20 protein-coding genes and 3 pseudogenes are annotated in these 25,431 nt (G+C 62.0%); 7 read left to right on the top strand and 16 right to left on the bottom strand.

The genetic code is table 11. The annotated features are described in order from the left end of the window. The coding region (locus tag IVA82_RS34640) for a helix-turn-helix domain-containing protein (RefSeq protein WP_247386503.1) at positions 1 to 189 on the bottom strand (189 nt) is incomplete at its 3' end. A 176-nt stretch (positions 190 to 365) separates the two neighbouring features. Continuing rightward, positions 366 to 1,352, bottom strand: coding sequence for a hypothetical protein (locus IVA82_RS34635; protein WP_247386505.1), 987 nt, complete (start codon positions 1,350 to 1,352; stop codon positions 366 to 368). A 635-nt stretch (positions 1,353 to 1,987) separates the two neighbouring features. Here IVA82_RS34635 and IVA82_RS34630 point away from each other — a divergent pair. Then, entirely contained in the window at positions 1,988 to 2,164 is a 177-nt protein-coding gene (locus IVA82_RS34630; protein WP_247493734.1) for a hypothetical protein, read from the top strand. 654 nt (positions 2,165 to 2,818) lie between these two features. On the opposite strand, the gene IVA82_RS34625 is transcribed toward IVA82_RS34630, so the two are convergent. The 6 genes from IVA82_RS34625 to IVA82_RS34600 all read right to left on the bottom strand — a co-directional run bounded on the left by IVA82_RS34625 (position 2,819) and on the right by IVA82_RS34600 (position 9,551). Beyond that, on the bottom strand, positions 2,819 to 3,532 hold the full coding sequence (locus tag IVA82_RS34625) for a class II aldolase/adducin family protein (protein ID WP_247386506.1): 714 nt from the start codon (positions 3,530 to 3,532) through the stop codon (positions 2,819 to 2,821). Next, the gene (locus IVA82_RS34620; protein ID WP_247493733.1) at positions 3,529 to 4,563 is read right to left on the bottom strand and encodes an FGGY family carbohydrate kinase; all 1,035 of its coding nucleotides are present in this window, start codon (positions 4,561 to 4,563) and stop codon (positions 3,529 to 3,531) included. Before IVA82_RS34620 ends, IVA82_RS34625 begins: the two co-directional genes overlap by 4 nt. Positions 4,564 to 4,953: 390 nt before the next feature. Continuing rightward, positions 4,954 to 5,847 (bottom strand): ABC transporter permease, encoded by an 894-nt coding sequence (locus IVA82_RS34615; protein ID WP_247493732.1) that lies wholly within the window; start codon positions 5,845 to 5,847, stop codon positions 4,954 to 4,956. Positions 5,848 to 5,957: 110 nt separating this feature from the next. Next, positions 5,958 to 6,962: an ABC transporter permease gene (locus IVA82_RS34610; RefSeq protein ID WP_247386528.1), complete on the bottom strand. Its 1,005-nt coding sequence runs from the start codon at positions 6,960 to 6,962 to the stop codon at positions 5,958 to 5,960. Continuing rightward, the gene (locus IVA82_RS34605) at positions 6,955 to 8,439 is read right to left on the bottom strand and encodes a sugar ABC transporter ATP-binding protein (RefSeq protein WP_247386530.1); all 1,485 of its coding nucleotides are present in this window, start codon (positions 8,437 to 8,439) and stop codon (positions 6,955 to 6,957) included. The genes IVA82_RS34610 and IVA82_RS34605 overlap by 8 nt, the downstream gene beginning before the upstream one ends. A 110-nt stretch (positions 8,440 to 8,549) precedes the next feature. Beyond that, complete coding sequence (locus IVA82_RS34600; protein ID WP_007596122.1) at positions 8,550 to 9,551, bottom strand: autoinducer 2 ABC transporter substrate-binding protein; 1,002 nt, start codon at positions 9,549 to 9,551, stop codon at positions 8,550 to 8,552. A gap of 761 nt (positions 9,552 to 10,312) precedes the next feature. Here IVA82_RS34600 and IVA82_RS34590 point away from each other — a divergent pair. The 4 genes and pseudogenes from IVA82_RS34590 (at position 10,313) to IVA82_RS34575 (ending at position 15,107) form a co-directional block, all read left to right on the top strand. Continuing rightward, the gene (locus IVA82_RS34590; protein ID WP_247386531.1) at positions 10,313 to 11,443 is read left to right on the top strand and encodes a sugar ABC transporter substrate-binding protein; all 1,131 of its coding nucleotides are present in this window, start codon (positions 10,313 to 10,315) and stop codon (positions 11,441 to 11,443) included. A gap of 66 nt (positions 11,444 to 11,509) precedes the next feature. Beyond that, positions 11,510 to 13,051 carry a sugar ABC transporter ATP-binding protein gene (locus IVA82_RS34585; RefSeq protein ID WP_247386533.1) on the top strand — a complete coding sequence of 514 codons (1,542 nt, stop codon included), beginning with the start codon at positions 11,510 to 11,512 and terminating at the stop codon, positions 13,049 to 13,051. After that, positions 13,044 to 14,156, top strand: a complete 1,113-nt coding sequence (locus IVA82_RS34580; protein WP_247386535.1) for an ABC transporter permease — start codon at positions 13,044 to 13,046, stop codon at positions 14,154 to 14,156. The genes IVA82_RS34585 and IVA82_RS34580 overlap by 8 nt, the downstream gene beginning before the upstream one ends. Continuing rightward, a pseudogene (locus IVA82_RS34575) lies at positions 14,153 to 15,107 on the top strand (ABC transporter permease). The gene IVA82_RS34580 and the pseudogene IVA82_RS34575 overlap by 4 nt, the downstream one beginning before the upstream one ends. 66 nt (positions 15,108 to 15,173) lie before the next feature. On the opposite strand, the gene IVA82_RS34570 reads toward IVA82_RS34575, so the two are convergent. Then, the gene (locus tag IVA82_RS34570; RefSeq protein WP_247493731.1) at positions 15,174 to 15,323 is read right to left on the bottom strand and encodes a hypothetical protein; all 150 of its coding nucleotides are present in this window, start codon (positions 15,321 to 15,323) and stop codon (positions 15,174 to 15,176) included. Positions 15,324 to 15,440: 117 nt separating this feature from the next. Further along, entirely contained in the window at positions 15,441 to 16,340 is a 900-nt protein-coding gene (locus IVA82_RS34565) for an SMP-30/gluconolactonase/LRE family protein (protein ID WP_247386536.1), read from the bottom strand. A 205-nt stretch (positions 16,341 to 16,545) separates the two neighbouring features. Between IVA82_RS34565 and IVA82_RS34560 the strand changes: the two genes are divergently transcribed. Beyond that, the gene (locus tag IVA82_RS34560; protein WP_247386537.1) at positions 16,546 to 17,571 is read left to right on the top strand and encodes an aldo/keto reductase; all 1,026 of its coding nucleotides are present in this window, start codon (positions 16,546 to 16,548) and stop codon (positions 17,569 to 17,571) included. Between the two features lie 576 nt (positions 17,572 to 18,147). On the opposite strand, the gene IVA82_RS34555 is transcribed toward IVA82_RS34560, so the two are convergent. The 6 genes and pseudogenes from IVA82_RS34555 to IVA82_RS34530 all read right to left on the bottom strand — a co-directional run. After that, positions 18,148 to 19,194, bottom strand: a complete 1,047-nt coding sequence (locus IVA82_RS34555; protein WP_247386538.1) for an ABC transporter ATP-binding protein — start codon at positions 19,192 to 19,194, stop codon at positions 18,148 to 18,150. An 8-nt stretch (positions 19,195 to 19,202) separates the two neighbouring features. Continuing rightward, entirely contained in the window at positions 19,203 to 21,383 is a 2,181-nt protein-coding gene (locus IVA82_RS34550) for an iron ABC transporter permease (RefSeq protein ID WP_247386539.1), read from the bottom strand. Positions 21,384 to 21,404: 21 nt separating this feature from the next. After that, positions 21,405 to 22,346 (bottom strand): ABC transporter substrate-binding protein, encoded by a 942-nt coding sequence (locus IVA82_RS34545; RefSeq protein ID WP_247386542.1) that lies wholly within the window; start codon positions 22,344 to 22,346, stop codon positions 21,405 to 21,407. Between the two features lie 192 nt (positions 22,347 to 22,538). Next, positions 22,539 to 23,321 carry an inositol monophosphatase family protein gene (locus IVA82_RS34540; RefSeq protein WP_247386540.1) on the bottom strand — a complete coding sequence of 261 codons (783 nt, stop codon included), beginning with the start codon at positions 23,319 to 23,321 and terminating at the stop codon, positions 22,539 to 22,541. 2 nt (positions 23,322 to 23,323) lie between these two features. Continuing rightward, the gene (gene iolG, locus IVA82_RS34535; protein WP_247386541.1) at positions 23,324 to 24,316 is read right to left on the bottom strand and encodes an inositol 2-dehydrogenase; all 993 of its coding nucleotides are present in this window, start codon (positions 24,314 to 24,316) and stop codon (positions 23,324 to 23,326) included. A 38-nt stretch (positions 24,317 to 24,354) separates the two neighbouring features. Next, positions 24,355 to 24,456: pseudogene (locus IVA82_RS34530) on the bottom strand (short-chain dehydrogenase); the annotation flags it as partial. Between the two features lie 461 nt (positions 24,457 to 24,917). Between IVA82_RS34530 and IVA82_RS34525 the strand changes: the two are divergent. Then, positions 24,918 to 25,334 (top strand): annotated as a pseudogene (locus IVA82_RS34525) (thiamine pyrophosphate-binding protein); the annotation flags it as partial. Positions 25,335 to 25,431: the final 97 nt, after the last annotated feature.

Here is a 25,431-nt window from a genome sequence, read left to right as displayed (position 1 = left end):
CTTGGCCTCCGGCGTGATCACCGGCTCCTTGCCCGGCCGTGGTCGGTCGTCGAGTGCCGCCAGCGCGCCATAAGCGACCGCCCGCTCAACGCAGCGCTGCACCGTCTGATGATGCACGCCAAGTCTTCGTCCCACGGCAAAGAACGATGGGTTCTCACGGTAGGCCAGCAGCATCGTGGCCCGTGACACCCGGCTCGCCGGCTCGGGTCGGGACCGCGAAAGAGCCGTCAACGTTTCAATTATCGCCAGCTCAACTGCTTGCCGCCATGTTGCCATGATACCAATCCTCGTTCGGCCAATCTCAAACGAGGAATCCATCAACACGCTTTCAGTTCCGTCGGTGCCGGTTTCATGGAATCGGTCGTCTAGTTCGGCCCAAGCACAGCATCAGCCCGACGGCTGTCCCTTTTGACGATGATGATCGCGCCGTTGCGGATCAAAAATCTGGCTCCGATCAATTTGGGCACCTTGTCTGTGACGGGAGAAGGAAGCGGGATGGTTGGGCCAGTGATGGGATCACCCACATTCATGGGCGCACTTGCCAATCCCGCAGACTGAGCTGGCTTGATGTAGTCTCGTATGAGCCGAATCTCGTCGGACGAGAGATTTAGGGGGGCTTCTTGCGTCGCAGCGCTTCGGGACTTGGCCTGCTCGGTGTTCGCTCTCTCCTCGAGCTGCCTGGCCTTCTCAGCCTGATCGATGCGCGTCAATCGTTCCTTCAGCGAAAGCACCTCACGATGCAAGTAAGCGATCTCTGATTTCATGGATCTGAACTGCATCACCACGCCAGCGGCCCCGGCGCAGATGGTGAGCAGCATGAAGCTTAGAATCGCAATGACGGCGCCGATGGCGTTTCGGCTTCGCTGTTCCATTTTCTCATCCAGAGGATCGTATTCCAGATGCTTGCGCCAGAGCGCACCGACGCGCCGGAACTTGACAGCGATTGTCGCGAATACACTGCTTTTCCTGTAGCGCATGTCTGACCGCGCTTCAGCAGCAGATCCGAAGCCATGCAACAGGGAGGGCGCCGCCAGAGATGTCGCCCGAACAACAGCCGAACTTTGATCATTCGCCGAGCTTTTGTCGTCAACGGTATGAGATGAGATCTGTCTCAGCTCGTTCAGCGTATTCAATACCGATCGTCCGGCATCGGTGATCCGCAAGCCATCACCATCGGGAGTCACAAGTCCTGCTGCGAGAAGGTTGACATCCTCGAGAGCTTCTTCGTCCGGCAGCGGCTCGCCTTGAAAGCGCATGACGTCCGCATCAATATTTCGTTCAATGTCCTCAAGGCTCGCACGTCCCAGCGGCCGCGCAACGAGTACAGCCAGAACTGCGAGGTTAGACTTCACGGAGCTATCACGGATCCCCCGGCGGCTGCTGCGTCAGATACATGCCGCCGAAATCAAACTCGCCTCGAGACTGCTCGCGATTAGCAGCCAACTTAGGGCTTGAGTCAAGCGGCTCCCGGTCTTCACGACGTACTGATGCAGGCCCCTCCGGTCGTCGCGAATCCGCGCTCACGAGCGTGGTTCTCCGAAGAACGCCGCAACGAAATCGCAACGAATTGGCGAAACGACCGTGAACGAAAACGTGATGGAAACGCTCGTCAGTCAGGTCGCGGCTTGAATCGGTATCGGTCGTTGCAATCCCAGACTTGAACATACCAATCGGATTGTCTTGCCGGCCTTATCTCGGGCCAGCAGTACGAGGCAAGCCCGAGAGCCGCGCGCTTTCCATCTCCAAGATATCACCAGCTTCATTTGGCAATCCCTCCGGTCAAGGCGTAACGGCTCTCGCTCAGGACGCGCGATAGATGAGAGATCGTAGCTTTGGCTGGTGTGGGGAAAGGCGGTAGTCCTCCGGCGACTCGCATCTCCGACATTCTAGGAGTTCTCCGAGAGGGCTGCGACCGGGCCATTCCGACAAAGTGAAAACCCTTTGCGGGTTCAATGCAGGTTTGAAGGCGGATTTGTCGGAATAGCCAATGTTCTTCGACGAAATCATACGCCGCTTAATCAACGGGTCCCAGGTTCGAGCCCTGGTGCGCCCACCATTGCAAGATCAAGTACTTACGGAAGATCCTGAAAGCGCCATTCCGACAAGCCCGGTCAGCGGTTGTTGCGACAACGGTTTGCTCTGGTCGCAGATAGAGGTCCATTGATGCGCGCCAGACGGGCAATGGAAAACACGTACCATGTCTGGAGCTGCCGTTGAGCAGCATTGGTGGCAGGATCAGTCCGAAGGTCGTGGTCAGTATGAGCAGAAATGTGGTGGCTTCATTTGCTGCGATGTTTTTGCCAGCAGTGCTGCCGGCGCACGTGACCCTATTGAAGCCAACTCGAGAAGGGTGCGCGCTGTCTCGAAGAGCTAGAAACCCAGTATCATCGAAAACAACCGCCGAAAAGCCAAGTGCGGCAAAGGGCAGATGCAGGCGGTCAGGACCGGTGTGACGACGATGCTAACCAAAATGCAGGCTACGAGCGCTCTTGTCGCGACGTTCGCCCCCGCAAGCGAGGTCAGTACCCAGCGTGCCGCATGCCCGAGCATGCCGGCTACAATGGGAACGGCAGCATGCGCCACGACATGAGAAGAAGCTGCCGAAGGTGGCGACGGCGCATCCTGCCATAATCACGCGGCGCCGATCGACAAGCTAAGTCGTTGATCTGTTGAGCGGTGAAGGGGGCAAGCCTGATTGTTCGCTCACGTCTTCTGCCCAAGGGCTGTGACGGTCAAACCCGCACATCCGGCCTCGGCCTTCGTTCTGCGTGGGCCGGTGCTGAGCGAACTCGGTGGCAGCTGTCCGTGCAATCCACCATCAATGTGCTGTCCGTTTCGACTCAGGTCGGGCGCGCGGAACATCGCCGACATCATCAAGGTCAGGCGCCTGGCCGTAACCCATGCGTTTCATCTGCTCATGTACCTGCGCCATTTCAGCGTCGCCGAGGCGCGGCGGCTCGCCGATAGCCAACGCATGGACATACATCTTCGCCAGCGTCTCCACCTCCACGGCGAGCCAAAGCGCCTTTTCAAACGTCTGGGCCGTCACGATCAAGCCATGATGGCCGAGCAGGCAGGCGTTGCGATCTTCGAGGGCCTTGAGGGCGTAGTCGGATAGTGCCTGCGTGCCGAAACAAGCATAAGGCGCACAGCGGACATCGTTGCCACCCGCAACTGCGACCATATAGTGGAAGCAGGGAATGCCACGCTCGTGAACGGCGAGAATCGTACTGAAGGTGGAATGCGTATGGAGCACGACGTTGACGTCTTCGCGTGCTCGCAGAATATCGCGATGAAAGCGCCATTCGGATGAAGGCCGATGGTTGCCCTGGTAGTTCGCGGCAAAATCCATCGCGACAATGTCCTCTGGCTGCATCCGATCATAGGGCAGACTGGTAGGCGTGATCAGCATGCCGTTTGGAATCCGGTGCGAAAGATTGCCGGAGGTGCCCTGATTGAGACCGTTGCGATTCATCTCCCTGCAGGTATCGACAATGCCTTGGCGGAGATCGGCATGATTTTGGTCTGTCATGAAGCGGGCTCCGAGAAAGCGATCCAGGACTGGTATGCGGCGGAAAGGTCGCGCGGTTCGAACCCATCGTTGCTGAGTGATGTGACGGCTTCAAGTATCACGCTCGAAACCGGCAGCGTACGCGAGAACCGCCGCCACAGCAGCGCGGCGCCAAGCGCCGTTCCGTCCGGGGACCGACTCACCCAGACGCTCTGCGAGGATCGCAAGGTCGCAAGGCAGCGGGCGAAGGGCAGGTTTGCCGCAAAGCCGCCATCGATGACTATGCGCTTTGAGCTCTCGAGCGCATCAAGACAGCGGTTTGCGCTGAATGCTGCGTAGAGCACCGCCAATGCCTGCCATTCGGCAGGCGTTTCGGGGGGCGGCCCGATGACCCGTCCGCGGCGAGCAGCGCCCGGAAACAATCCATCATCGCCGATGAATGAGGGGAGCGCCAGGGTCCCCCTCGACAGCAGGGTGGGCAATGCGGCAAGGACGGCTGCATCAGAAGCACTATTTTCCCCGCGGATCAGGTCGTATTCGCGGCCGGTCGCGATCAATGTCGAAGGTGCATTCTCACCATCGACATCGATATTGAGAACCATCGCGCGCGCGCAATCGAGTTTGTCCAGGGGGAGGCCGCGCTGAAAGCCGATCATCCAGGTACCGGTCGATAGGATCGAGGCATCGGCCATGCCGGCGGCCTTGTAGCGGAACAGGTTGGCGTTGGAATCATGCACGCCACAGAGGATCTCGGTCGATTGCGCCAGGCCGGTGCGCCTGGCTACGGATTTCGAAACCGTCCCTAGCACCTCACCGGCGGGTACGCATTCGGGCAGCAGATGGCTCCAGCCGCGCTTGCGCATAAGAGAAGAAGGCTGACGGTGGATGAGGTCCCAGATATGGCTCTGGGCCGCGAGCTGCGAGATTTCACTGGCCGCACGTCCGCCAAGCCGCAAGGCGAAAAACTGCGCGGTGGTCAGATAGGTTTTTGCGCGGGCGAATTCGACGGGATACGCGCTCTCCTGCCACAGCAGCTGCTTTCCGAGCCGCATCGCGCCTCCGATTCCGCAAAACACCTCATCGAAACCGGGCGCGATCCGGGCATAGGCTTCATCGATTGCCGGCGGAGAGACGGCATCATAGTCCATCATCGGCAGCACTGGCGTATCACCGTCGACGAGAACCGCGCCGCATCCATGCGCAGCGACGATCACGGCGCCAATGGCATGGCGTTGAGACACGACGGCAAGGGTATCGAGAAACCACTCTTCTAACCCGACAAGGTCATAGGCGAGGTACGAGCCCTGAGTCATCGGCACATTTGGAAGCGCATGTGTTTCGAGCGGCCAGCCGTCCTCGCTCGCCACTAGCAGTTTGAGATTGGTCTTGCCAATGTCGAGAACTGCGATAAGGGGCGAGACGATCGAGCGCATCATCGCTGGCTACCGCGGCGCTTTTCCGGCGAAATGAGGAACCGCCGCGACGGCAATCAAGATTCCACCCCAGATCGCCAGCGTGAGGAATTGGCTGAGGTTCAGAAGGTTGAATGCCGAGGAGATCAGCTGAAGGATGATCAGGGCAAGCAACAGCCCGCCGACTTTGCCGAAGCCACCAAACGGATCGATGCCGCCGAGGACGGCCGCGAGAATGGTGACCAGCAGATAGCTCTCGCCGTATGCCGCGTTGGCCGAATTGAAACGTGCCAACATGACCACCGCTGCCACGCCCGCGAGCAAGCTGGAAAACACATAGAGTTTGAGGAGGACGGCGCGGGTATCGACGCCGGAGTAGCGGGTCGCCTTCTCGTTCGAGCCGATCATGTAAACCTTTGCCCCGAACGGCGTCGCGTTCAGCATGAGCGCGACGGGCAAGGCGCAGAACGCAAGTACGATCAGAGCAAAGGGTACCCCAAAAACCGTTCCATTGCCGATAAATACAATGGGCTCCGGAAATCCGGAGATGACGTTACCGCGCGACAGGCCGATCGCGAGGCCTTTGCAGAGCGTCATCGTGCCGAGCGTGGCCAGGATCGGCGAAACGCCGAGATAGGCGATGACAAAACCATTGAGGAGGCCGACCAATGCGGCCACTGCAAATCCTGCAGCGATCGCCAGCACCTGAATGCCGACCCAGGCAAGGCCCTCACTCCCCGGGATGTAGTGCGTCAGCAGGAACGCGATGGTCAGTCCGGACAGATTGGCGGTGGCGATGATGGAAAGGTTGAGTCCGCCGGATAGCAAGGCCAGCATCATCGCAAGTGAGAGGATGCCGAGTTCTGGCATCTGGAAAGCCATGGATTGCAGCGTGTTGACCGAGAAGAACCGGTCGCCGATCATGATCGCGAACACCACCCAGAGCGCGAGCAACAGCAGGATGAGGGTAGCGACCGTGCCGCCGCCGGCGAGGCTGACCATACGCCGGCGAAGTGAGAGGGCGGGCGCATTGCTCATCGGCGCGCGCTCCGGGTTCGCCGCTCTCGCTGCGACCAGGCGGTCGCTGAGACCGAAATGAGAATAACCAAACCGACGAAGAACGGCGACCAGTAGGACGAAACGCCCAGCAAAATGATTCCATTTTGGAGCACCGCGAGCAGTGTCAGGCCCAAAAACGTGCCGAGGACGGTACCGACGCCGCCCATAAGGCTGGCGCCGCCGAGCACGACGGCGGCGACCACATCAAGTTCCTTGCCGACCAGCACTGTCGGGGCAACGGACTGCGCGAGTTGTGCCTGGATCAGGGAGGCGATTCCGGCCATGATACCCATGTAGCAATAGACCAGTATGTTGAGGCCGAAAATGTGGAAGCCGAGCCGCTGCGCGGCATCGGCATTGCCTCCCATGGCATAGATTTGCCGGCCAATATTGGTTCGGTTAAGCAGGAGCCAGGTGACGAGAAACGCCAGCGCGAGCGCGAGGATCTGCAGGTTGACACCGTACGAGCTATCCTTGCCCCATTCGAATTCGAACCAGAATATCCCGGTCGCAAACCAGTCTGGCAACGAATAGATGTATTTGCCGCCGGTGAAGAAGATCAGAAGTCCATAGAAAATGTTCAGCGTTGCGACCGAAACGATGATCGATGGTATTCGAAGTTTCTGGATGAAGATTGCGTTGAGGGCACCGAGCGCACCGCCAATCCCAATCGCGATGGCGAAGACGCTGATCCAGTTCGCGCCGTAAGCATTGGCAAGCGAGAGTGCGACATATTGCGCCACCGATGCGGTCGCGGTGAATGAGATGTCGATTCCGCCGGCGATCAGCACGACCAGTAGTCCGAGCGCCAGGATGCCGACGAATGCGTAGGAGGTCAGCAGGTCAAACAGATTCTGCATGGTCAGGAATTGGGCATTCGCGAAGCCCAAGCTGGCGCAGAGCCCGAGGATTACCATCAGCAGCCAGAATTCATGGCTGCGACGAAACCTGCCGAATGATGCAATGCTTGATTCAGGCATTGACGGCCTGCCGAAGCGCATCTTCGGAAGTGGCTGCGGCAGCCACGTCGGTTGTCAAACGGCCTTCCCGCATCACCAGCACGCGATGACTATGATAAAGGACCTCGGGGATTTCGTCCGATATCATCAGCACCGCGACGCCGTCGCGGGCCAACCGCCGGATGATTTCATAAATTCCGTCCTTGGCGCTGATGTCGACGCCCACCGTGGGACTATCTAGGATAAGCACCCGCGGGTTGGTCGCCATCCATTTGGCGAGCACGACTCGCTGCTGATTGCCCCCGGAGAGGGTCTTTACCGCGTTGGCCGGGTTGGAGACCTTGATCCCGAGTTCAGCAACCCACCGAGCGACATGGCTCTGTCGCGCGCGTTCGGCAATCAGGCCGAATGCGCCAGCCAGACGTTCCAGCACCGTGAGCGTGACGTTCGCCGTGACGGACTGATGCAGGATGAGACCAAGCGTAAGCCTATCCTCGGATACATAGGCGATCCCTCGATGGATCGCCTCTGCATTTGTGCGGAGCGCGATCGGCCGCCCGTCAAGCACGATGGTGCCGCGATCGGACGGCTTCATGCCGAACAGCGACAGCGCGAGTTCGGTTCGACCCGAGCCGAGCAGACCGGTGAGACCCACCACTTCCCCGGCGCGCAACTGCAAGCTTACATCCTCATACTCACCCTCGCGGCCCAGACCCTTAACTTCCAGCACGACCGGGCCAGCAGCAAGCTCAGGCGCCCGTACCTCATACTCGAAGGACTTACCGGTCATCAGGTGGCTGAGTTTCCGCCCGTCGATTGTGTCTGCAGCAAAAGTACCGACTTTGGCGCCATCCCGCAGTACCGTTACGCGTTCGGCGATTTCAAGTACCTCGTCGAGACGGTGGCTGACGAAAACGACGCAGATGCCAGCACGCTTCAGCTCGCTCACGAGCGCGATCAGAGCGTTCACCTCGTGGCGGGTCAACGATGCCGTCGGCTCATCCATAATTAGGAGTTTGGCATCCGCAGCCAAGGCCCGGCAGATCGCGACCAGCTGGCGTCGGGCAATGCTGAGCTCTGAGACTTTCGCGTCCGGGTCGAACTCAACGCCGATCTTTGCCATTGTGGCCTTCGCGGTGGCGCGCATTGAGGCCCAGTTCACCGAATGGATGCCGCCAAGATGGTGCGCCATCGCGATATTCTCGGCGACGGTGAGGTTGGGGAACAGCGAAAGATCCTGGTAAATGACCTGAATGCCGCAATGCGTGGAGTAGACCGGATTTAGTTTGGGATATTCCTTGCCGGAAATTGCGATCCGGCCGCCAGGCTCCGCTGCCTCGACGCCCGAAATGATCTTGATCAGGGTGGACTTGCCGGAGCCGTTTTCACCGACCAGGCAATGCACCTCGCCGACTTCCAGAGTGAGATCGACGTCGCGGAGCGCGTGCACGCCGCCGAAGCGCTTCGATATGCCGGACATCTCCAGGAAAGTTGCCAAAGGTTCGCCTGCAATGGACCGTTCGATCGTGCGATCACTCGAGTGGTACCGCATTCCCGACCGGAAGGCCGGGAATGCAGCGCAATGAGGCGGGCTAAACCGGCGTCGGCCTAGAGCCCTCCGGCGATCAGCCCGTCGATGGTTTCCTTGTTGATGCGCATGATCTTGTCCACCTTGATCTGCTTTCCTGCGACGTCGACGGCTGCCTTGCCAAGACCGGGTACATCGACGCCATCCGTGATCGGCTTGCCATCGAGCACGAGTTTGGCCACCGCGACCATGGCGTAACCCGCATCGGTGGGATTCCACAGGAAACCTTCGCGGATCGTATCATCCGCGATAAGCGACTTCGCCTGGCTCGGCAGCACGGTGCCGACCACGGCGATCTTCTTGCCAAGGCGTTGCTGACGCACGGCATTTCCGGCCCCGATTGGTCCGTTCGAACCGAAGCCGAGAATACCACGCAGGTTCGGATAGGCCTTGATCACGTCGAGCGTCGTGCGTTGGCTGGTGTCGATCTCGTCGGCGCCGGGGAAGCGGTCGGCGACGAGCTTCATTTTCGGAAAATTCTTCTGCTGGTAGGCAATCGCGGCATCGGCCCATTTGTTGTGAAGCGGCGTCGTAAGAGTCCCGACATAGACTACATAATCACCTTCGCCGCCCATGTCCTTGGCGAGACGTTCCATCTGCACCTCGCCGAAGCGAACGGAGTCGATCAATTCCACATTCCAGTCACGGCCTTCCTGTTCCGGACCTTCATGCGTGATGACCTTGATTCCGGCGGCCTGGGCGCGCTTCAGCACGGGCTCGCAGACTTTTACATCAAGCGGCACCAAGCCGATCACGTTGACCTTCTTGGCAATCAGATCCTCAAGAAGCTTTACTTGCTGTGCCGGATCGACGTTCGCCGGGCCAACCATAGTGGCATTAATGCTGAAATCCTTCGCACCCTTCTGGATTCCCTTTTCAAGTGCGTTGAACCACGGAATTCCCGCGATCTTCACGACCGTGACCATTTCCTTTTGGGCTTGCGCAAAGGCAAAACCCGGAAAACCGGCACCGGCAAATGCGGCCGTACCACCGATCAGCTTGAGCGTCTGGCGTCTGTCCATTATTCCCTCCCAGGAAACTATCTTAGATTCCTCACCCTTGACCTGACAGTCGCTGGGCGGGAGCAGTCGAGCCTGTTCTTGCTGGGGGCAGAAAGTGTTGCCTGTCCAACCGCAGGACCTTGAGGGAGATTAGAGACCAGTGCTCCAGAACGTGTCAAGCAAGTGACATGTTCGCCAGCCAGCCACCATCGCAGTGCGATACCTGATTTCGCACATCGAGCTGCTGAGTGACCATCGGCGCTGCCGGTCAAAACGAACGGCAGACCTTCGACTGCGGAGCGGACATCCTCGCGGCTAATCAGCAGGCATTTCGTACCTGCTTGCGGCGTTCCCACAGCCATCATCTCGGCGAAGGAGCCACGCCAACTCCCCGGACGAAAGCATGTAGTCCCAGCTTCTGGCTTCAAAACCAAGCTTCAGCAAACGGGCTTCGTTCGGCTTCACGGAGCGAGTCACACTTTCCCTTGAGTGTCATTTTTTGCGTCACGCGTGTGGATGCGAGCGGCAATGACCAGCTTCGCCGTTGCACAATCCCTTGCCGCCCACGAACATCCGACTGTCATTGTTGCGTTTTCTGCTTCCCGCAATTGTGATCGGTCGGCGGTGCGTTCAAATCATGTGTTGCGGCCGAGCATCCGCGGTCGGCTTGTCAGCATCTCAGGTTGCGTGCCATCCTGGCCTGGCAAGCGCACGGGGAGTTCAATTCCCGGCATGGCCACGCGCCGCGATAGGGTGGAACACAAACGCTCAGGGAGAACGATATGGTGTGGACGCTTCGTCTGGCGGGGCTGGCGTGCGCCGGCTTGCTGCTGTCCTCGGTGGGTGCTCTGGCAGGTCCTAAGGTCGTCTCCGGCCCCGGCGCCGATCCCGCCTGCTTCAAGCCATGGTCGTCCGAGACCAAATTCTTCAAATGGCCCAAGAAAGCGGGACCCTATAGGATCGCGCTGGTCAACGGCTTCGTCGGCAATACCTGGCGCATCCAGATGGTGAAGACTGCCAAGGCTTTCGCCGACCAGCCGGGTATCAAGGAGAACATCAAGGAGTTCAAGGTCGTCTCCACGGGGACCGATGTCGCAGCGCAACTCGGCGCGATGGAGGACTTCATCAACCAAGGCTTCGACGCAATCGTCACTATTGCGGTCGCGCCCGATGGTTTTGATCGCATCATCCGTCTTGCCGACAAGAACAACGTCGTGGTGGTGCCGTTCGACAACGTCCTCGACACCGACAAGGTGATGATGGTCAACGAGGACCAGAAGGAAATGGGCCGCATGTCGGCCAAATGGCTGATCGACGAGAGCGGCAAGAAATCCGGCGACATCCTCGAAGTCCGCGGCCTGCCGGGAAACTCAGTCGACCGCGACCGTCATCTCGGTTTCCGCGAGGTCATGGAATCGCCAGGCAACAGCTTCAAAATCACCGAGGTAGTTGGTAATTGGGACACCGGCACCTCTCAGAAGGTGACTGCGGACGCGCTGGCCGTGCATGGCCATTTCGACGGAGTATTCACCCAAGGCGGATCCGACGGCACTGTGCAGGCGCTGATGGCTGCCAAGCATCCCTTTGTGCCGATGTCGGGCGAGGGCGAAAACGAGTACCGCAAGCAGATCGCCGATCACGCCAAGGACGGATTGAAGGGCATGTCCTACGGCCAGTCGCCAGCACTGGTGGCGATCGCGACCAAGGCGGCGATCTCGGCGTTGCAGGGCAACGTCATGCCGCAGCTGATCTCGATCCCGATTCCAGTTGCGACCTACAAGGATCTCAAGCCGGGCACGAATTACTGGCCTGAGCTCAATGCCAACTTCTTTGCGCCGAACCAGTTCACACCGTGCGGCGTGAATTTCACTGCGCCGGAGATCATGTCGCAGAGCGAGAAGAACACCCAGTGACGGCTCCAGCGATGTCTCTGTCACGGCCCGGCATTCGCCGGGCCGTCGTTGCGTGAAGGCCCGGCCATGCCGGCTGCTGACCCGACGCAATCCGCCTTCCTGGAGCTTGCCGGCATCTCCAAGCGCTATGCCGGCGTTCGCGCGCTGGAAGGGGTCGATCTAGCCTGCGAGCGCGGCAAGATCCACGCCGTGCTGGGCGAGAACGGCGCCGGCAAGTCGACCCTGATCAAGATCATTGCCGGCGTGGTGCAGCCCGACAGCGGCCGCATGCGCCTCGCGGGGAGCGAGGTCAGCTTCGCCACGCCGTCGGCGGCGAATGCGGCCGGTGTCGTCTGCATCTTCCAGGAGCTATCGCTGATGCCCGACCTCTCGGTCGCGGACAACATCTCCATTGCATCCCCGCCGCGGCGGTTCGGCCTGATCGATGCGAAAGCCCAGCGCCGCCGCGCCGAAGAGCTTTTGGCCGAGATCGGCTGTGAGGACGTCAATCCCCTGAGGCACGTACGCGATCTGCCCCTGTCGAGGCGCCAGGTGGTCGAGATCGCGAAGGCGCTCGGCAAGCGGCCGCAGTTGCTGATCCTCGACGAGGCGACATCGGCACTGACGAGCGCCGATGTGGAGAAGGTTTATGCCATGCTGGCACGGCTCAAGGCCGAAGGCGTCGCCATCCTGTACATCTCGCACCGCATGCACGAGGTTGAGGCGCTCGCCGACCGCGCTTCGGTGTTTCGCAATGGCCGCCATATCGAGACCTTCAACATGGGTGTGCGCTCGACCGCCGAAATCGTCCAGCTCATGATCGGGCGTGACATCGCGGCCCAGTACCCGCCCAAGCCGGTGCGCAATACTGCGAAGCCGGTGCTGGCGGTCGAGAATCTATCCTGGGAAAAGCATCTCGACCGCATCTCGCTGAGCGTCGGCGCCGGCGAGATCGTAGGCCTGGGCGGCCTCGACGGTCAGGGCCAGAAGTCGCTGCTGCTCGCTCTGTTCGGCGTTTTGCGCGGCGTCACCGGCCGCTTCACGGTGGCCAACCGTGAGGTGCGTCCCGGCTCCCCGGCGGCGGCAAAATCGGTCGGCATCGCGCTCGTGCCTGAGGACCGCAAGACCGAAGGACTGATGCTGCCGATGTCGATCGCGGACAATCTCGCGATCGCATCGCTCGACGCCCTCTCCACTGGCCCATTCATCGAAGCTGGCAAGGAACGCACCGCGATCCAGCGGGCCATCACGCGGCTGCAGATTAAGTTGGGCGCAGCGAGTGATGCGGTCTCGACGCTATCGGGCGGCAACCAGCAGAAGGTGGTGCTCGCCAAATGGCTGATGACCGATCCGCGCATCATCCTGCTCAACGATCCCACGCGCGGCATCGACGTTGGCACCAAGCAGGAGCTGTACCGGCTGATGCGCGAACTCGCCGACCAGGGCGCCGCGATCCTGTTCTACTCGACCGACTATGACGAGCTGATCGGCTGCTGCGACCGCGTCGTCATCATGTATGATGGCCACATCGTGCGCGAGCTCGAGGGCGACGACCTCACCGAGACCAACATTGTCGCGAGCTCCCTGAATATCGACACCGATGCCGCAGCGGGGGCCGCGCATGCTTGACGATTTCGCGATCAGGATCCGCCAGAACATCGGTCTTGTCACCGCCATCCTGTTATTCTGCGCCCTCTACATTCTCTACAACGTCGCGCATCCCCGGGGTTTCTCCCCCGCCGTGTTAGTGCAAAATGGCGACGAAATCTTTGCGCTCGCCATGCTGGCGATGGCACAGACCGTGCCGGTCTTGATGTCAGGGCTCGATCTCTCCGTCGGTGCGGTCATGACCATGGTCGGCTGCTTTGCGAGCTACCTCCTGACCGGCACGGCAGGCGGTGCGCCGCTGCATCTCGAGCTCTTCGGTGTGCATCTCGGCCTCGGCACTTTTCCAGGCGGCGTGAGCGGCATTCTGCTTGGGATCGCCGTGTGCCTTGCGATCGGCACGGCTGCCGGACTTATCAACGGCTGCGTCGTCGTCTATGGGCGCATCCAGCCGATCATCGCGACGCTTGCGACCGGCGCGGTCTATATCGGCATTGCGCTGTTCCTGCGTCCGACCCCGGGCGGCAAGATCGACGAGGATCTGAACTGGGCGCTGACTAACTCGCTGGGCGATTTCGCCTCGACCGTGCATATCTTCGACGACGGCGCGGCTGCCTGGTTTGGGCCGTTCGCCTGGATTCCGGTGCCCTTTGTGCTTCTCGTTCTCATTCCGCTCCTGGTATGGGTGCCGTTCCGCCGCTCCGGTCTCGGCCGCGCCGTCTATGCGATCGGCTCGGCCGAGGGCGCGGCTTATATGTCCGGCGTTCCGATCGAGCGCGCCAAGATCGCCGCCTTCACGCTCGCGGGCTTCTTCGCCGGCTGCGGCGGTCTCTTCCTCGCCATCCAGACTTCGTCAGGGAATGCCGACATTCCGCAGGCCGGCGCCTATACGCTCAACTCCATCGCCTCCGTGGTGATCGGCGGCACTTCGCTGCTCGGCGGGACCGGCAGCGCGATCGGGTCGATTTTCGGCGCCATGGTCTTGCGCGTGATTTCCTTCTTCTTCCGCATCTTCGACATTGCTCCTCTTTTGCAGCCGCTGTTCGAGGGCGTGATCCTGCTCACCGCCGTCAGCATCGGCGCGTTGGGTGTGCTGCGCGTCAAAAACACGCTGGAGCTGTTCAGATGACGACGACCTCATTCGGCCTCTCGCGCGACAGTCGCCCGATCCTGATTGCGGCGCTGTTCATCCTCGTCATCCTCGTCGCGGGCACGGTTTACACGTTCGCCCGTTTCGGCAGCGCTCCCCTGTTGTCGCCAGCCTATCTGCTGCAGCAATTGCAGATCGGCGCGTTCCTCGGCATCGTCTCCGCAGGGATGATGATCGTGATCCTAATCGCGCAGATCGATCTGTCGGTGCCCTGGACCCGCCGCGGCCATGATGGCGACCTCGGTCGGCGGTCCTCTCGCAATTCCGGTCGGGCTCAGCATCGGCGTTCTGGTCGGCCTCGTCAACGGCATCGGGGTCGCTTACTTGCGCGTGCCATCGATGATCTTCACACTAGGGGTGAACGCCGTGATGCGCGGCCTAATGGTCGGGCACACCGGCGGCTACGCGCCACAAACGGCGGCGACCGACCCGATGCGGCTGTTGGCCAGCGACCGCACGCTCGGCATCCCCAATGCCCTGTTCGTCTGGGCCGCGGTGTCTGCGCTGGTTGTCCTCATCCTGCAGCGCATGGCGCTCGGCCGCTACATCTACGCCATCGGCAACAAGGAGGCAGCGGCCTATCTCGCCGGTGTCAACACGCGTCGCGTCACGGCGGTCTGCTTCGTCCTCTGCGGCCTTGCTGCCGCGCTCGCCGGCGTGCTCCTCGCCGGCTATTCCACCAAGGCCTACCAGGGCATGGGCGACGCCTATCTGCTGCCCTCGATCGCCGCCGTTGTGATTGGAGGCACCAACATCCTCGGCGGCCGCGGCCGCTATCTCGGCACGCTGATCGGCGTCGTCCTGATCGTGCTCCTGAACAGCGTACTGTCAATCATGGAGATGCCGGAGGCAGGCCGCCAGGTGATCTACGGCCTCGTCATCATCTTCATGCTGCTCGTCTATGGCCGCGGCGAGCGCGTCACGAGCTAGATGGCCGGGCCCGCCGAGCCCGCCTTCCTTTACGAATTGGAAACCATCGCAAATGATCCGAAAATTTTAGCGAAACGAACTGCCTTGCTCGGCGTCGTATCGGCGGAGACCACGCATCATGACCGAATCGAGCTCAGAGACCAGCAAGTCCGGATCGCGCGCTATCGCTTCCTGGAGCGCGAGGTGACCGATCCACTGGCCATACGCCTGCTTCATGCCATCATCGAGGAACTCGAAACTGATCTGCGGAGCGGCGGGGGGCCGGCGGCCCGCAAAAGCAGCGGCAGAACAGTTGAGGATGGCGCCACACGCCGCCCCGCAACGCGTTTTCCCTTACACGGCCGCGCGCGTATTGAGGAAGATCGAATACAGCGAGGTCTGTCCGCAAATGTAGAGGCGGTTGCGCTGCGGACCGCCGAAACAGACATTCGCCACGATCTCGCCGATCGGAATCGTGCCGATATGGGTCCCGTCGGCTGCGTAGCAGAACACGCTCCGTCCCGCCGACGTCCAGATGTTGCCATGGATGTCGCAGCGAAACCCGTCATAGAGCCCGTCGGGGCAGGCGGAAAACAGCGACGACTCAGCGACCTTGTTTCCCTGCACCTTGTAGGACCAGATCGTCGCGGGCAGCCCGTCGACGTGGGTCGCGCCGGTATCGGCGACATAAAGCAACTTTTCGTCTGGCGAGAACGCCAGTCCGTTCGGCTGCACGCGGTCCGAGACGACGAGGGTGATCTCGCCGCCCGCTGGATCGATCCGGTACACATTGGCGGCGCCAATCTCGGATTTGGTCTGCTGGCCCTCGTAGTCGCTGTCGATGCCGTAGGTCGGATCCGAAAACCAGACCGAGCCGTCCGATTTCACCACGACGTCGTTGGGCGAGTTCAGCCGACGCCCCTCGAACTGGTCGGCAAGCACCGTGATGGAGCCGTCATGCTCGGTCCGGGTGACGCGGCGCATGAAGTGCTCGCAAGTGACCAGCCGCCCCTCGCGATCGGTCGTATTGCCGTTCGAGTTGAAGCTAGGCGAGCGGAACACCGACACCGATGAATCGGTCTCGTCAAAGCGCATCATCCGGTTGTTCGGAATGTCGGACCAGATCAAATAGCGGCCGGCCGGAAAGTAAGCGGGGCCCTCGGCCCAGCGGCAGCCGCTGGTGAGCTTTTCGAGATTGGCGTGACCGAAGACCAGGCGTGCAAAGCGCGCATCGTGCGTGACATAGGCGAGCATCGTCCCTCCTTGTTGCCGCAGGTCATGAGGCGCGCCCGCGTGCTGGTTTCCGCTATTCCTAGCAACTCGATCGTATCAGCGGAACAGCTTTGCGCAGCGGGCTCATTCTTCGCGTTGACACGCGGCGGCAAATACATAGGCTGCGCGTCGCTGCCAAATGAGACCAGCGCGCGATTGAGGCGCGGAGAAGGGAGAGCAATCCACCATGGTTTCGCAATCAGCTTTGCCGCGCCGCACACTTGGCCGGACCGGGCTCGAAGTCTCGATCCTCGGGTTCGGAACCGCACCGCTCGGCGATCTCTTTCTCGAGCTCGACGACCAGACTGCTATTGCTGCCGCAAGCCGCGCCTTCGAACTCGGCATCAATCTGCTCGATACATCGCCCCACTATGGCAATGGCCTGTCGGAGCATCGTTGCGGAACGGCGCTCCGGCGCGTGCCGCGCAAGCACGTGGTGCTTTGCACCAAGACCGGTCGCTGGATGGATCCGTTTCACCAGCCGGAGACTCGGTCCGGATTTGTCGGCGGACAGCCGCACCGGGCCGTCGTCGACTATTCCTATGACGGCACCATGCGCTCGCTCGAGCAGTCGCTGTTGCGGCTTGGCACCGACCGGATCGACCTGTTACTGATCCATGATGTCGATGTGTGGACCCACGGCAACGACGCGATCGAGGACCGGTTTCGCGAAGCGATGTCCGGGGCCTATGTAGCGCTCGACAAGCTTCGTTCCGAAGGTGTGGTCGCGGGTATAGGGATCGGCGTCAACGAGGCCGAGATGTGCGTGCGCTTTGCGCAGGCCGGATCCTTCGAGGTGATGCTGCTCGCGGGGCGCTATTCGCTGCTGGAGCAGCCGGCGCTCGAGGAGTTCATGCCGCTTGCGCTGAAGCAGGGCATCGCGGTGCTGCTCGGCGGCGTCTTCAATTCGGGGATTCTGGCGACGGGCGCTATCAAAGGCGCCAAGTACAATTATCAGGATGCGCCGCCGCAGGTCCTGTCGAAGGTTGCCGAAATCCAGCGTATCTGCGCAGCTCATGACGTAGCGCTGCCGACGGCCGCTCTACATTTCGCGCTCGGTCATCCCGCGGTCGCGAGCGTGGTGCTCGGGGCGCATAATGCGCAGGAGGTCGAGCGCAACGTAGCAGCGCTGACCACCACAGTGCCAGCCGCACTCTGGAGTGATCTCAAGGCCGCTCGCCTGCTGGAATTGGAAGCGCCTGTTCCGGCGTAGACCGGATGAATATGCTTGAATCGGTACAAGCCGAGGACTCGGATCACCTCTCTGCGCGGGAGAGGTGCGCCGCAACGGCCGGCCCTAGTTGATCTCACTAAATGGCTCGCCGCTACTTCCCAGCACCCGGTCGCCATCAGGCAGAAACTCCATTTATCCTCTTGTCCAATTGGTGGAGCCGGCTCAAGCTGGAGCTTGCTGTGCCAAAGCAGCAAGCCCGAGAGAGCTGCTTGTGAAAACCATACCGAAGTGTCAACGAGCGCACTCACTCGCGTCATGGAACGCGCGTCGCTGAGCGCCCGCAGTCTGAGCACGCATTTGTTCTCGTAGCGCGACGGAATGCTCGATCGCCTGTCGTGCGCGGTCCAGCAATTCCCGAGGTTCGACGCTAAACGGCCGGTTCATTGGCTCCGTTGTTTTGCAGGCGGGAGCACATTCAGGCTCTCTGCCACCGGAAGCCCGCGGATGCCCTTGCCGGACTTTCCAATGCGAGACTGCACGATGAGCTGCGATTGCGGTCATCTCAAATTGCAGGCGGCGGCGGCTGGATAGCATCGCCACTCCGATTCAAGTTCGTCACCGAACGAGAGCAATACTTTGTTGGGCGAATGACAGGTTGACCGACGCACCGGCCTCCGGAAGCTCATTGGTCTGCCGACTGATGACAAAAAGCTCGCCGATCGGCGTCGAGACGATCATCTCGACGTGATCGCCGAGGTAAGAGGATTTTATAACTGTTCCCGCAAGGCCATCGCCGAGCAAGATGCCGTGTGGTCGAATCGCTGCTTTTGCCAACCCCGGAGTGAGGCCGCGCGCCGGAAGCGTCAGGCGGAGCGGCCCCAGCATGACCTGCGCCTGCCCGTCCTGCACCGCGTCGATCGTCACCTCCACAAGATTGGCATCGCCGATGAAATCAGCGACGAAGCCGTTCGCCGGAGCCTCATAAATCTCGCGCGGCGAACCTTGCTGCGCGATCTTCGCGTTTGACATCACGATGATGCGGTCGGAGACGGCGAGCGCCTCCTCCTGATCATGCGTGACATAGGCGACGGTGAGCTTCAGCGACTGCTGGAGCTCGCGGATTTCCTGCCGCACCCTGCGCCTGAGCTTGGCATCGAGATTGGAAAGCGGCTCGTCGAAGAGCAGCACATGAGGTTCCAGCACGAGGGCGCGCGCCACGGCGACGCGCTGCTGCTGGCCGCCGGACAGCTCGGCCGGATAGCGCTTCTCGAAGCCCTTAAGCCCGACTAGAGCGAGCTTCTCCAGCGCCATTGCCTCGGCCTGCGCCCTGCCCAGGCCCTTCACCGTCGGCCCATAGGCTGCGTTCTCCAGCACACTCATGTGCGGGAACAGCGCATAGGACTGGAACACCATGCAGACATCGCGGTCCGCCGCTGAGAGTCGTGTTACATCCTTGCCGCCGATCAGGATATGCCCCTCGCTGGCGATCTCGAGCCCGGCGATCATGCGCAAGGTTGTCGTCTTGCCGCAGCCGGAAGGCCCGAGCAGCGTCACGAGCTCGCCCGCATGGATCGTGAAACTGACATCGTCCACCGCCGTCACCGCGCCGTAACGCATGCTGACATGGCTGAACTCCACGGAGGCGGGTCTGGATTTGAGCATGGCGAGTCCTATGTGGCGGGCTCGGCGGCCGAGGTCGCAAGCGCGACGGGCCTGCGGCCGAGCTTGCGCTCGCCGACGCCGAATTGGATGAGCGCGATACCCGCCGCCATGACGACGATGAGCACCGAGGAGTAGGCGATAGCGAGGCCGAACTCGCCGGCCTCGACCCTTCCGACGATGTAGGCGGTGGAGAGGTTGTACTCGGCCGACACGAGAAAGATCACGGCGCTGACCGAGGTGATGCTGCGCACGAAGCTGTAGGTCAGCGCCGCGACGAGAGCAGGCTTGAGCAACGGCAGCACCACACGGCGCAGTGTGGTGAAGCTGCGCGCCCGCATCGTCGTCGAGGCCTCGTCAAGGCTTTTGTCGATCTGGACCAGCCCCGCAATGCCCGCGCGCACGCCGACAGGCATGTTGCGGAAGACGAAGGCGAGCACGAGGATGAGGCCCGTCCCGGTGATCTCGATGGGCGGCACATTGAAGGCGAGGATATAGGCGACGCCGAGCACGGTGCCGGGAATGGCGAAGCTCAGCATGGTCGTGAATTCGAGCAACCGTCGGCCGACGAAGCATTGCCGAGTGAGCAGATAGGCGGTGAGCAGGCCGATCATTGCCGTCAGGGGTGCCGAGATCGCAGCGATCTTCAGCGTTGTGAACAGGGAGGGCCAGGCCGCGCCTTCAAAGAACAAGCCATGGCTGAAATCGACCGCGAAGCCGGTGCGGTAATGCTCCATCGTCGGCGTATGATCGCGGCCCATCGTCTTGACGAAGCCGCCGATCAGGATAACCGCGTAGATCACCGCCGTCAGCACGACCCAGGGTATGATGATCGCGGCGGAGAGCACGGTGACGGAGGTGGGTAGCTTCGCCGGAATGCCCGCTTCACCCTTGCCGGACACGGTGGTGTAGCTCTTTCCGCCGAGCCAGCCCTGCTGTAGCCAGAAGGCGCCGAGCGTGAAGACGAGCAGTACGATAGCCAGCACGGCCGCCATACCCTGATTATGTGCGGCGCCGACCACGGCAAAGAAGATCTTTGTCGAGAGCACTTCGAAATTGCCGCCGAGTACGAGAGGGTTGCCGAAATCGGCCAGGCTTTCGACGAAGCCGAGCAGAAAGGCGTTGGCGAGCCCCGGCCGCAGCAGCGGCCAGGTCACGGAGCGGAACGTCGGCCAATGCTTGGCGCCAAGCGTCTGCGCCGCCTCTTCGAGGCTCGGTGCGATGCCCTGGACCACACCCATCAGGACGAGGAAGGCGATCGGGGCGAAGGCCAGCACTTGCGCCAGCAGCACGCCTGGCAGACCGTAGATCCAGCGCGAGCGTGGGATGCCGAACCATTCGGACATCAAGCCGGTCACGGCGCCGGAACGGCCGAAGAGCAGGATGAGTGCAAGGCCGATGACGAAGGGCGGCGTGATGATCGGCAGCACCGTCATCGCGCGCATCAGCCGTTTGCCCGGCATCGCCGTGCGCAACACGAGCAGCGCGCAGGCGAGGCCCAGCAGCGTGGTGATGAGGCCGGTCGGCACGCCGAGGGTCAGCGTATTCCAGGCGACGCCGCAGGCAATGCCGCCGCCTACGCAGCCCAATCCCCAGATCGTCGAGGACAGCAGGCGGTCGGCGAATTGGCCCAGCGCCCACCCGCCATTGGCGTCGACCAGCGCACTGCGCAGGATCGTCGCTACCGGCAGGAAGATGAAGAGGCCGATCAGCAGCACCACGACACCGATGGTGGATGTGGTGAAAAGATCGCCCCGACAAAAGCCGCGATAAGCCAGGCCGTGGCAGAGCAGCAAGAGAAGCGAGAACAGCGTCAGCAGCGCGCCGAAACCCATGCCTGGCTGCGCGGCGCCTGCGCCACCGAGCAGCGCAGCGAGCCAGGGAATGCCCTGGTCAGGCAGCGTAACCGCAAAGCCTTGTGCGAAGAACGCGACGAGACCGAACAGCCCGGCGGCGATCAGTGCCCGGCCGCTAAATGTGGTCTCGACACGGACAGCGAGGGGAGTCGCCGCGAAAAGCGCGATGCCGATCGGCCAGAGCCACGGCGCTGCGCCGGATATCGCAAGCGCCAGCGCCGTGCCGGCCCGCCCGAACGGATAGCCTGCAAGGTTCCACCCTTCCGGCAGGTACCAGGGCACGAGCATGTCGCCCAGCCAGCCGAACAGCAGAGCAAGCCGTGTCGAAGGGCGCATCGGGTCTCTCCGCAGCCGGCGCTATTTCGGCAGCGCCTTGACGTCCTTGTCCCACTTTGTCAGCAGCCGCGTGCGCTCGGCCGACGAGCCGTATTTGACGAAATCGTAGTTGATCAGCTTCATGTCGCTCATCTTCGGCGCCTGCGGCGGCACCGGCGCGTTCTTGTTGGATGGCACCTGATACGACTTCGCGGGGGCGGCAAGCGCCTGCGCGGCGGGGCTCAGCGCCCAATCGTAGAACTTCTTGGCGTTCTCCAGATTACGTGCGCCCTTGACGATCGACATCGAGCCGATCTCGTAGCCTGTGCCCTCGCATGGCGCGACGGGCTTGATCGGGTCGCCCTGCACCGCGAAGACGACGGCATCGTGGATGAAGACGATGCCGACGGCGGTTTCGCCGAGGCTCGCCGCCTTGGCCGGCGCGGCGCCGGACTTGGTGTACTGGCTGACGTTCTTGTGCAGGGCCTTGAGATAATCGAAGCCCTTGTCCTCGCCCATCAGCTGCACGACCGTGGCAAGCAGGGTATAGGCGGTGCCGGAGGAGTTCGGGTCGGCGACCTGCACGTCATCCCTAAGCTTGGGATTGAGCAGATCGGTCCAGCATTTGGGCTCCGGGATGCCCTTGGCCTTGATCTGTTCGGTGTTGTAGCCGAAGCCGAGCGCGCCGGCATAGATGCCGATCGAGCGCTGGTTCGCCGCTTTCCACTGGTTTAGCGCCCAGTCGTGCAGATCCTTGTTGGCGGGAGATTCGTATTCGAGCGTCAGCCCCTCTTCAGCCGCCTGAAGATGCGGGTCGCCGGTGCCGCCCCACCAGATGTCGCCGCGCGGGTTCGAGGCCTCCGCCCTGAGCTGCGCATAGACCTCGCCGGCAGATTTCCGCGTCATCGCGACCTTGATGCCCGTCTCCTTTTCGAAAGTGGTGGACATCGCGCGGCACCATTCCTCCTGTACGCCGCAATACATGACGAGCGAGCCCTGGGCCGACGCCGGCGCAGATGCCGCTCCCGCAGCCAGGATGCCGGCACCGAACAGCACTCTGAAAGTCAGGGATCTCAAAAACATGGTCCACCTCCCCGGAACGAGAACTTCATGTTCTTCGCAATTGGCTGCGACGGTGGAGCCTCCAACGCCCCAAAGCAATAGTTGTTGCGCCGACTAGGTAATTCCCGTGATTTCGCTGAGCTGCGATGCCAGCGCCGGCGTGCAGCACAAGATCGGGTTGCCCTTGCTGATGCCGTCTCCGGCGAAGAAGTCGTTGATCCAGCCACCGGCCTCGCCAACGATCACAATGCCGGCGGCGACGTCCCAGGCGTTGGTATGCAACTCGGCGTAGGCCTCGGTGCGCCCGTTCGCGACATGACAGAGGCCCAAAGTGCCAGAGCCCGAGCGCTTGATCGAGCAGCCGGCGGAATGACCACGGCTGATCACGTTGAGATAGCGCCGCGAAGGCACACGGGTCGACCAGCCCAGTTCGACATAAGCGCGTGCGATGTCATCGGCGCCCGAGACGGCGATCGGCTGCCCGTTCAGCGTCGCGCCCTGGCCTCGCTGCGCGACATAGAGCTCGTCCAGTGAGGGTGCGGCGACGATCCCGATCGTCGGCGCGCGGTTGAGCAGGAAGCCGATGGAGATGCACCAGTTGCGATCGCCACGCGCGAAGTTCGAAGTGCCGTCGATTGGATCGATGATCCAGACCGCATCGCTGGCATTGCCGCCGCCTTCCTCGCCGATCACCGTGTCGCCGGGGAAAAGCTCTGCCAGCCGTGCACGCAAAAAGTCCTCGACGGTGCCGTCGGCGATGGTGAGCCAATCCTGCGCTCCCTTCATCGTGACGCCGAGGCTTTCCTTGCGGCCGAAATAGTCGAGCGCGATGCGCCCCGCCTCGGCGACGAGGCCCTGGGCCGCGTAGCGGCGCAGCAGCAGTTCGGCCGGAGTCATCGTCAGGCGGCCTTGATGGCGACAGGGCCGCCAGTGCGGGCCGATTCGGTGGCCGCGTCGGCGAGCATCTGGGCGCGCAGCCCGTCGAGGCCGGTCGGAGAGGGCGCAGCCTTGCCAGCACACGCATCGATGAAAGCAGCGAGTTCGGCGCGATAAGCGGCGGCATAGCGTTCGAGGAAGAAGTTCTGCACCGGATCGGCACGGAAGCCCTGGCTGGTAGCGATCTCGACGGTCGTCTCGTGGATGTTGCCGGCCCTCAGCATTCCCTTCGAGCCATGCACCTCGATGCGCTGGTCGTAGCCGTAAGTGGCACGGCGCGAATTCGAAATCTGTGCGATGCGCCCGCTCGCCGTCTTCATCAGCACGGCGGCGGTATCGACGTCGCCAGCGTCGCCGATGGCCTTATCCACCAGCGCCGAGCCGAGCGCAAAGACCTCGATCGGCTCCTCCGCCAGCAGAAAGCGCGCCATGTCGAAATCATGGATCATCATGTCGCGGAAGAGACCGCCCGAGCGTTTCACATAGTCGACCGGCGGTGGTCCGGGATCGCGCGAGATGACGCTGACGATCTCGATCTCGCCGGCCTGGCCGCTGCGCAGCCGCTTCTCCAGCGCCGCGAAGTTCGGATCGAAGCGGCGGTTGAAGCCGATCATCAGAGGCTTGCCCGTTTTCTCGACCGTGGCCAGGCAGCGGCGAATGCGGCCCGAATCGAGATCGACTGGCTTCTCGCAGAACACCGCCTTGCCAGTCGAGACTGCGGCTTCGATCAGGTCGGCATGCGTGTCGGTCGGCGTGCAGATCAGGATGGCGTCGATGCCGGAATCGCTCATGATCGCATCCGCATCGGCCACTTTCGCGCCTGCAGCCTGCGCCAGCGAGGACGCGGCCTCGCTCGAGGCGTCGGCCACCGCGACGAGCCGTGCATCGCCGCGCGCCGCGACATTGAGACCGTGAATGCGCCCGATCCTGCCGGCGCCAAGGAGTCCAAACCGCATTGTCATCATCATGTCCGTCTAAGACGTTCCGGTGCATATCAGTGAGGGGCACCGCAGATGTTCTGGTCGAAGTCGAAGTGTGCGGCGGTGATCAAACCGGATTCGTCGCTGGCGAGGCAGGCGACTGCCTTGGCGACTTCGCGCCCGCAGGCCGATCTCGGCGCATTCACGGCCATTGGCTTCGCCGACGCCCTGTGTGCCGCCGGTGACGACGGCGGTCGCACCATCGGGATCGTGACTGTAGGCGCTCGCTTTAGCCAGTTCGAGGCACTCCCTAGATGGCATATTTTCTTTGTCTTGCTTGACTATTGGAATAAGCATTCCATTCTCTGCGCCGCCAAGTCAAGGTCAGAGCGTGCTCTCTCGATGTCCCCGCCGCGTCACAGGACCGTATCAGATCGGACTACCACGCATTCGCGACAGAGTTGCGCGAGCGCGCGCTCGTTTCCGAAGCGGCTTCGGCAGTTGGCCGATGTCGTGAAACCCAATTGGTGGAAGCTCGACGCAGGCCGCCTCGAGGACGAAGGCGCGCTCAGCGCGATGATGGAATATTTCGGCCGACTGGTCCAAGCCGGGCCGCGCGGCTGAGTGGGAGCGAGTGATGGCGACGATCAGGCTCACCATGGCGCAGGCGCTCGTCGCCGCGATGGCCGCGCAGAGGACGGTGATCGACGGGCAGGTCCAGCCGCTGTTCGCCGGTGTGTGGGCGATCTTCGGGCACGGCAATGTAGCGGGTCTCGGCGAGGCGCTGTATGCCGCGCGCGATCGTCTGCCAACCCTGCGCGCGCATAACGAACAGGCGATGGCACATGCCGCGATCGCCTTCGCCAAGGCCTCGCGCCGCCGGCGCATGATGGCGGTGACGAGCTCGATCGGCCCCGGTGCGACCAATATGGTGACGGCCGCTGCAGTCGCTCACGTCAATCGCCTGCCGGTACTGCTGTTGCCGGGCGATGTCTTCGCCGGGCGCCGCCCGGATCCGGTGCTGCAGCAGATCGAGGATTTCGGGGACGGTACTGGACTGCACCCCTGGAATGAGACACGATAATTTCTGTGACAGGCTCATTTCGAGGATGACCTGTGGCAGCAAAAGCAAAGAACCGTCAGTTTCCGAC

It is taken from the genome of Bradyrhizobium sp. 142, from assembly GCF_023074015.1.
Classification (GTDB): Bacteria; Pseudomonadota; Alphaproteobacteria; order Rhizobiales; family Xanthobacteraceae; genus Bradyrhizobium.
The sequence above is the reverse complement of the archived record's forward strand: the minus strand, read 5'-3'. Positions and strand labels throughout refer to the sequence as shown.

Excerpts from the sequence above, each read along its gene's own strand:
- IVA82_RS34580 (WP_247386535.1), top strand. The coding sequence starts at position 13,044 with ATGCTTGACGATTTCGCGATCAGGATCCGCCAGAACATCGGTCTTGTC.
- IVA82_RS34615 (WP_247493732.1), bottom strand. The coding sequence starts at position 5,847 with ATGATCGGCGACCGGTTCTTCTCGGTCAACACGCTGCAATCCATGGCT.
- IVA82_RS34590 (WP_247386531.1), top strand. The coding sequence starts at position 10,313 with ATGGTGTGGACGCTTCGTCTGGCGGGGCTGGCGTGCGCCGGCTTGCTG.
- IVA82_RS34570 (WP_247493731.1), bottom strand. The coding sequence starts at position 15,323 with ATGAAGCAGGCGTATGGCCAGTGGATCGGTCACCTCGCGCTCCAGGAA.
- iolG (WP_247386541.1), bottom strand. The coding sequence starts at position 24,316 with ATGCGGTTTGGACTCCTTGGCGCCGGCAGGATCGGGCGCATTCACGGT.
- IVA82_RS34545 (WP_247386542.1), bottom strand. The coding sequence starts at position 22,346 with ATGTATTGCGGCGTACAGGAGGAATGGTGCCGCGCGATGTCCACCACT.
- IVA82_RS34540 (WP_247386540.1), bottom strand. The coding sequence starts at position 23,321 with ATGACTCCGGCCGAACTGCTGCTGCGCCGCTACGCGGCCCAGGGCCTC.
- IVA82_RS34550 (WP_247386539.1), bottom strand. The coding sequence starts at position 21,383 with ATGCGCCCTTCGACACGGCTTGCTCTGCTGTTCGGCTGGCTGGGCGAC.
- IVA82_RS34565 (WP_247386536.1), bottom strand. The coding sequence starts at position 16,340 with ATGCTCGCCTATGTCACGCACGATGCGCGCTTTGCACGCCTGGTCTTC.
- IVA82_RS34555 (WP_247386538.1), bottom strand. The coding sequence starts at position 19,194 with ATGCTCAAATCCAGACCCGCCTCCGTGGAGTTCAGCCATGTCAGCATG.
- IVA82_RS34610 (WP_247386528.1), bottom strand. The coding sequence starts at position 6,962 with ATGCCTGAATCAAGCATTGCATCATTCGGCAGGTTTCGTCGCAGCCAT.
- IVA82_RS34585 (WP_247386533.1), top strand. The coding sequence starts at position 11,510 with ATGCCGGCTGCTGACCCGACGCAATCCGCCTTCCTGGAGCTTGCCGGC.
- IVA82_RS34625 (WP_247386506.1), bottom strand. The coding sequence starts at position 3,532 with ATGACAGACCAAAATCATGCCGATCTCCGCCAAGGCATTGTCGATACC.
- IVA82_RS34560 (WP_247386537.1), top strand. The coding sequence starts at position 16,546 with ATGGTTTCGCAATCAGCTTTGCCGCGCCGCACACTTGGCCGGACCGGG.
- IVA82_RS34630 (WP_247493734.1), top strand. The coding sequence starts at position 1,988 with ATGTTCTTCGACGAAATCATACGCCGCTTAATCAACGGGTCCCAGGTT.
- IVA82_RS34620 (WP_247493733.1), bottom strand. The coding sequence starts at position 4,563 with ATGCGGCTCGGAAAGCAGCTGCTGTGGCAGGAGAGCGCGTATCCCGTC.
- IVA82_RS34600 (WP_007596122.1), bottom strand. The coding sequence starts at position 9,551 with ATGGACAGACGCCAGACGCTCAAGCTGATCGGTGGTACGGCCGCATTT.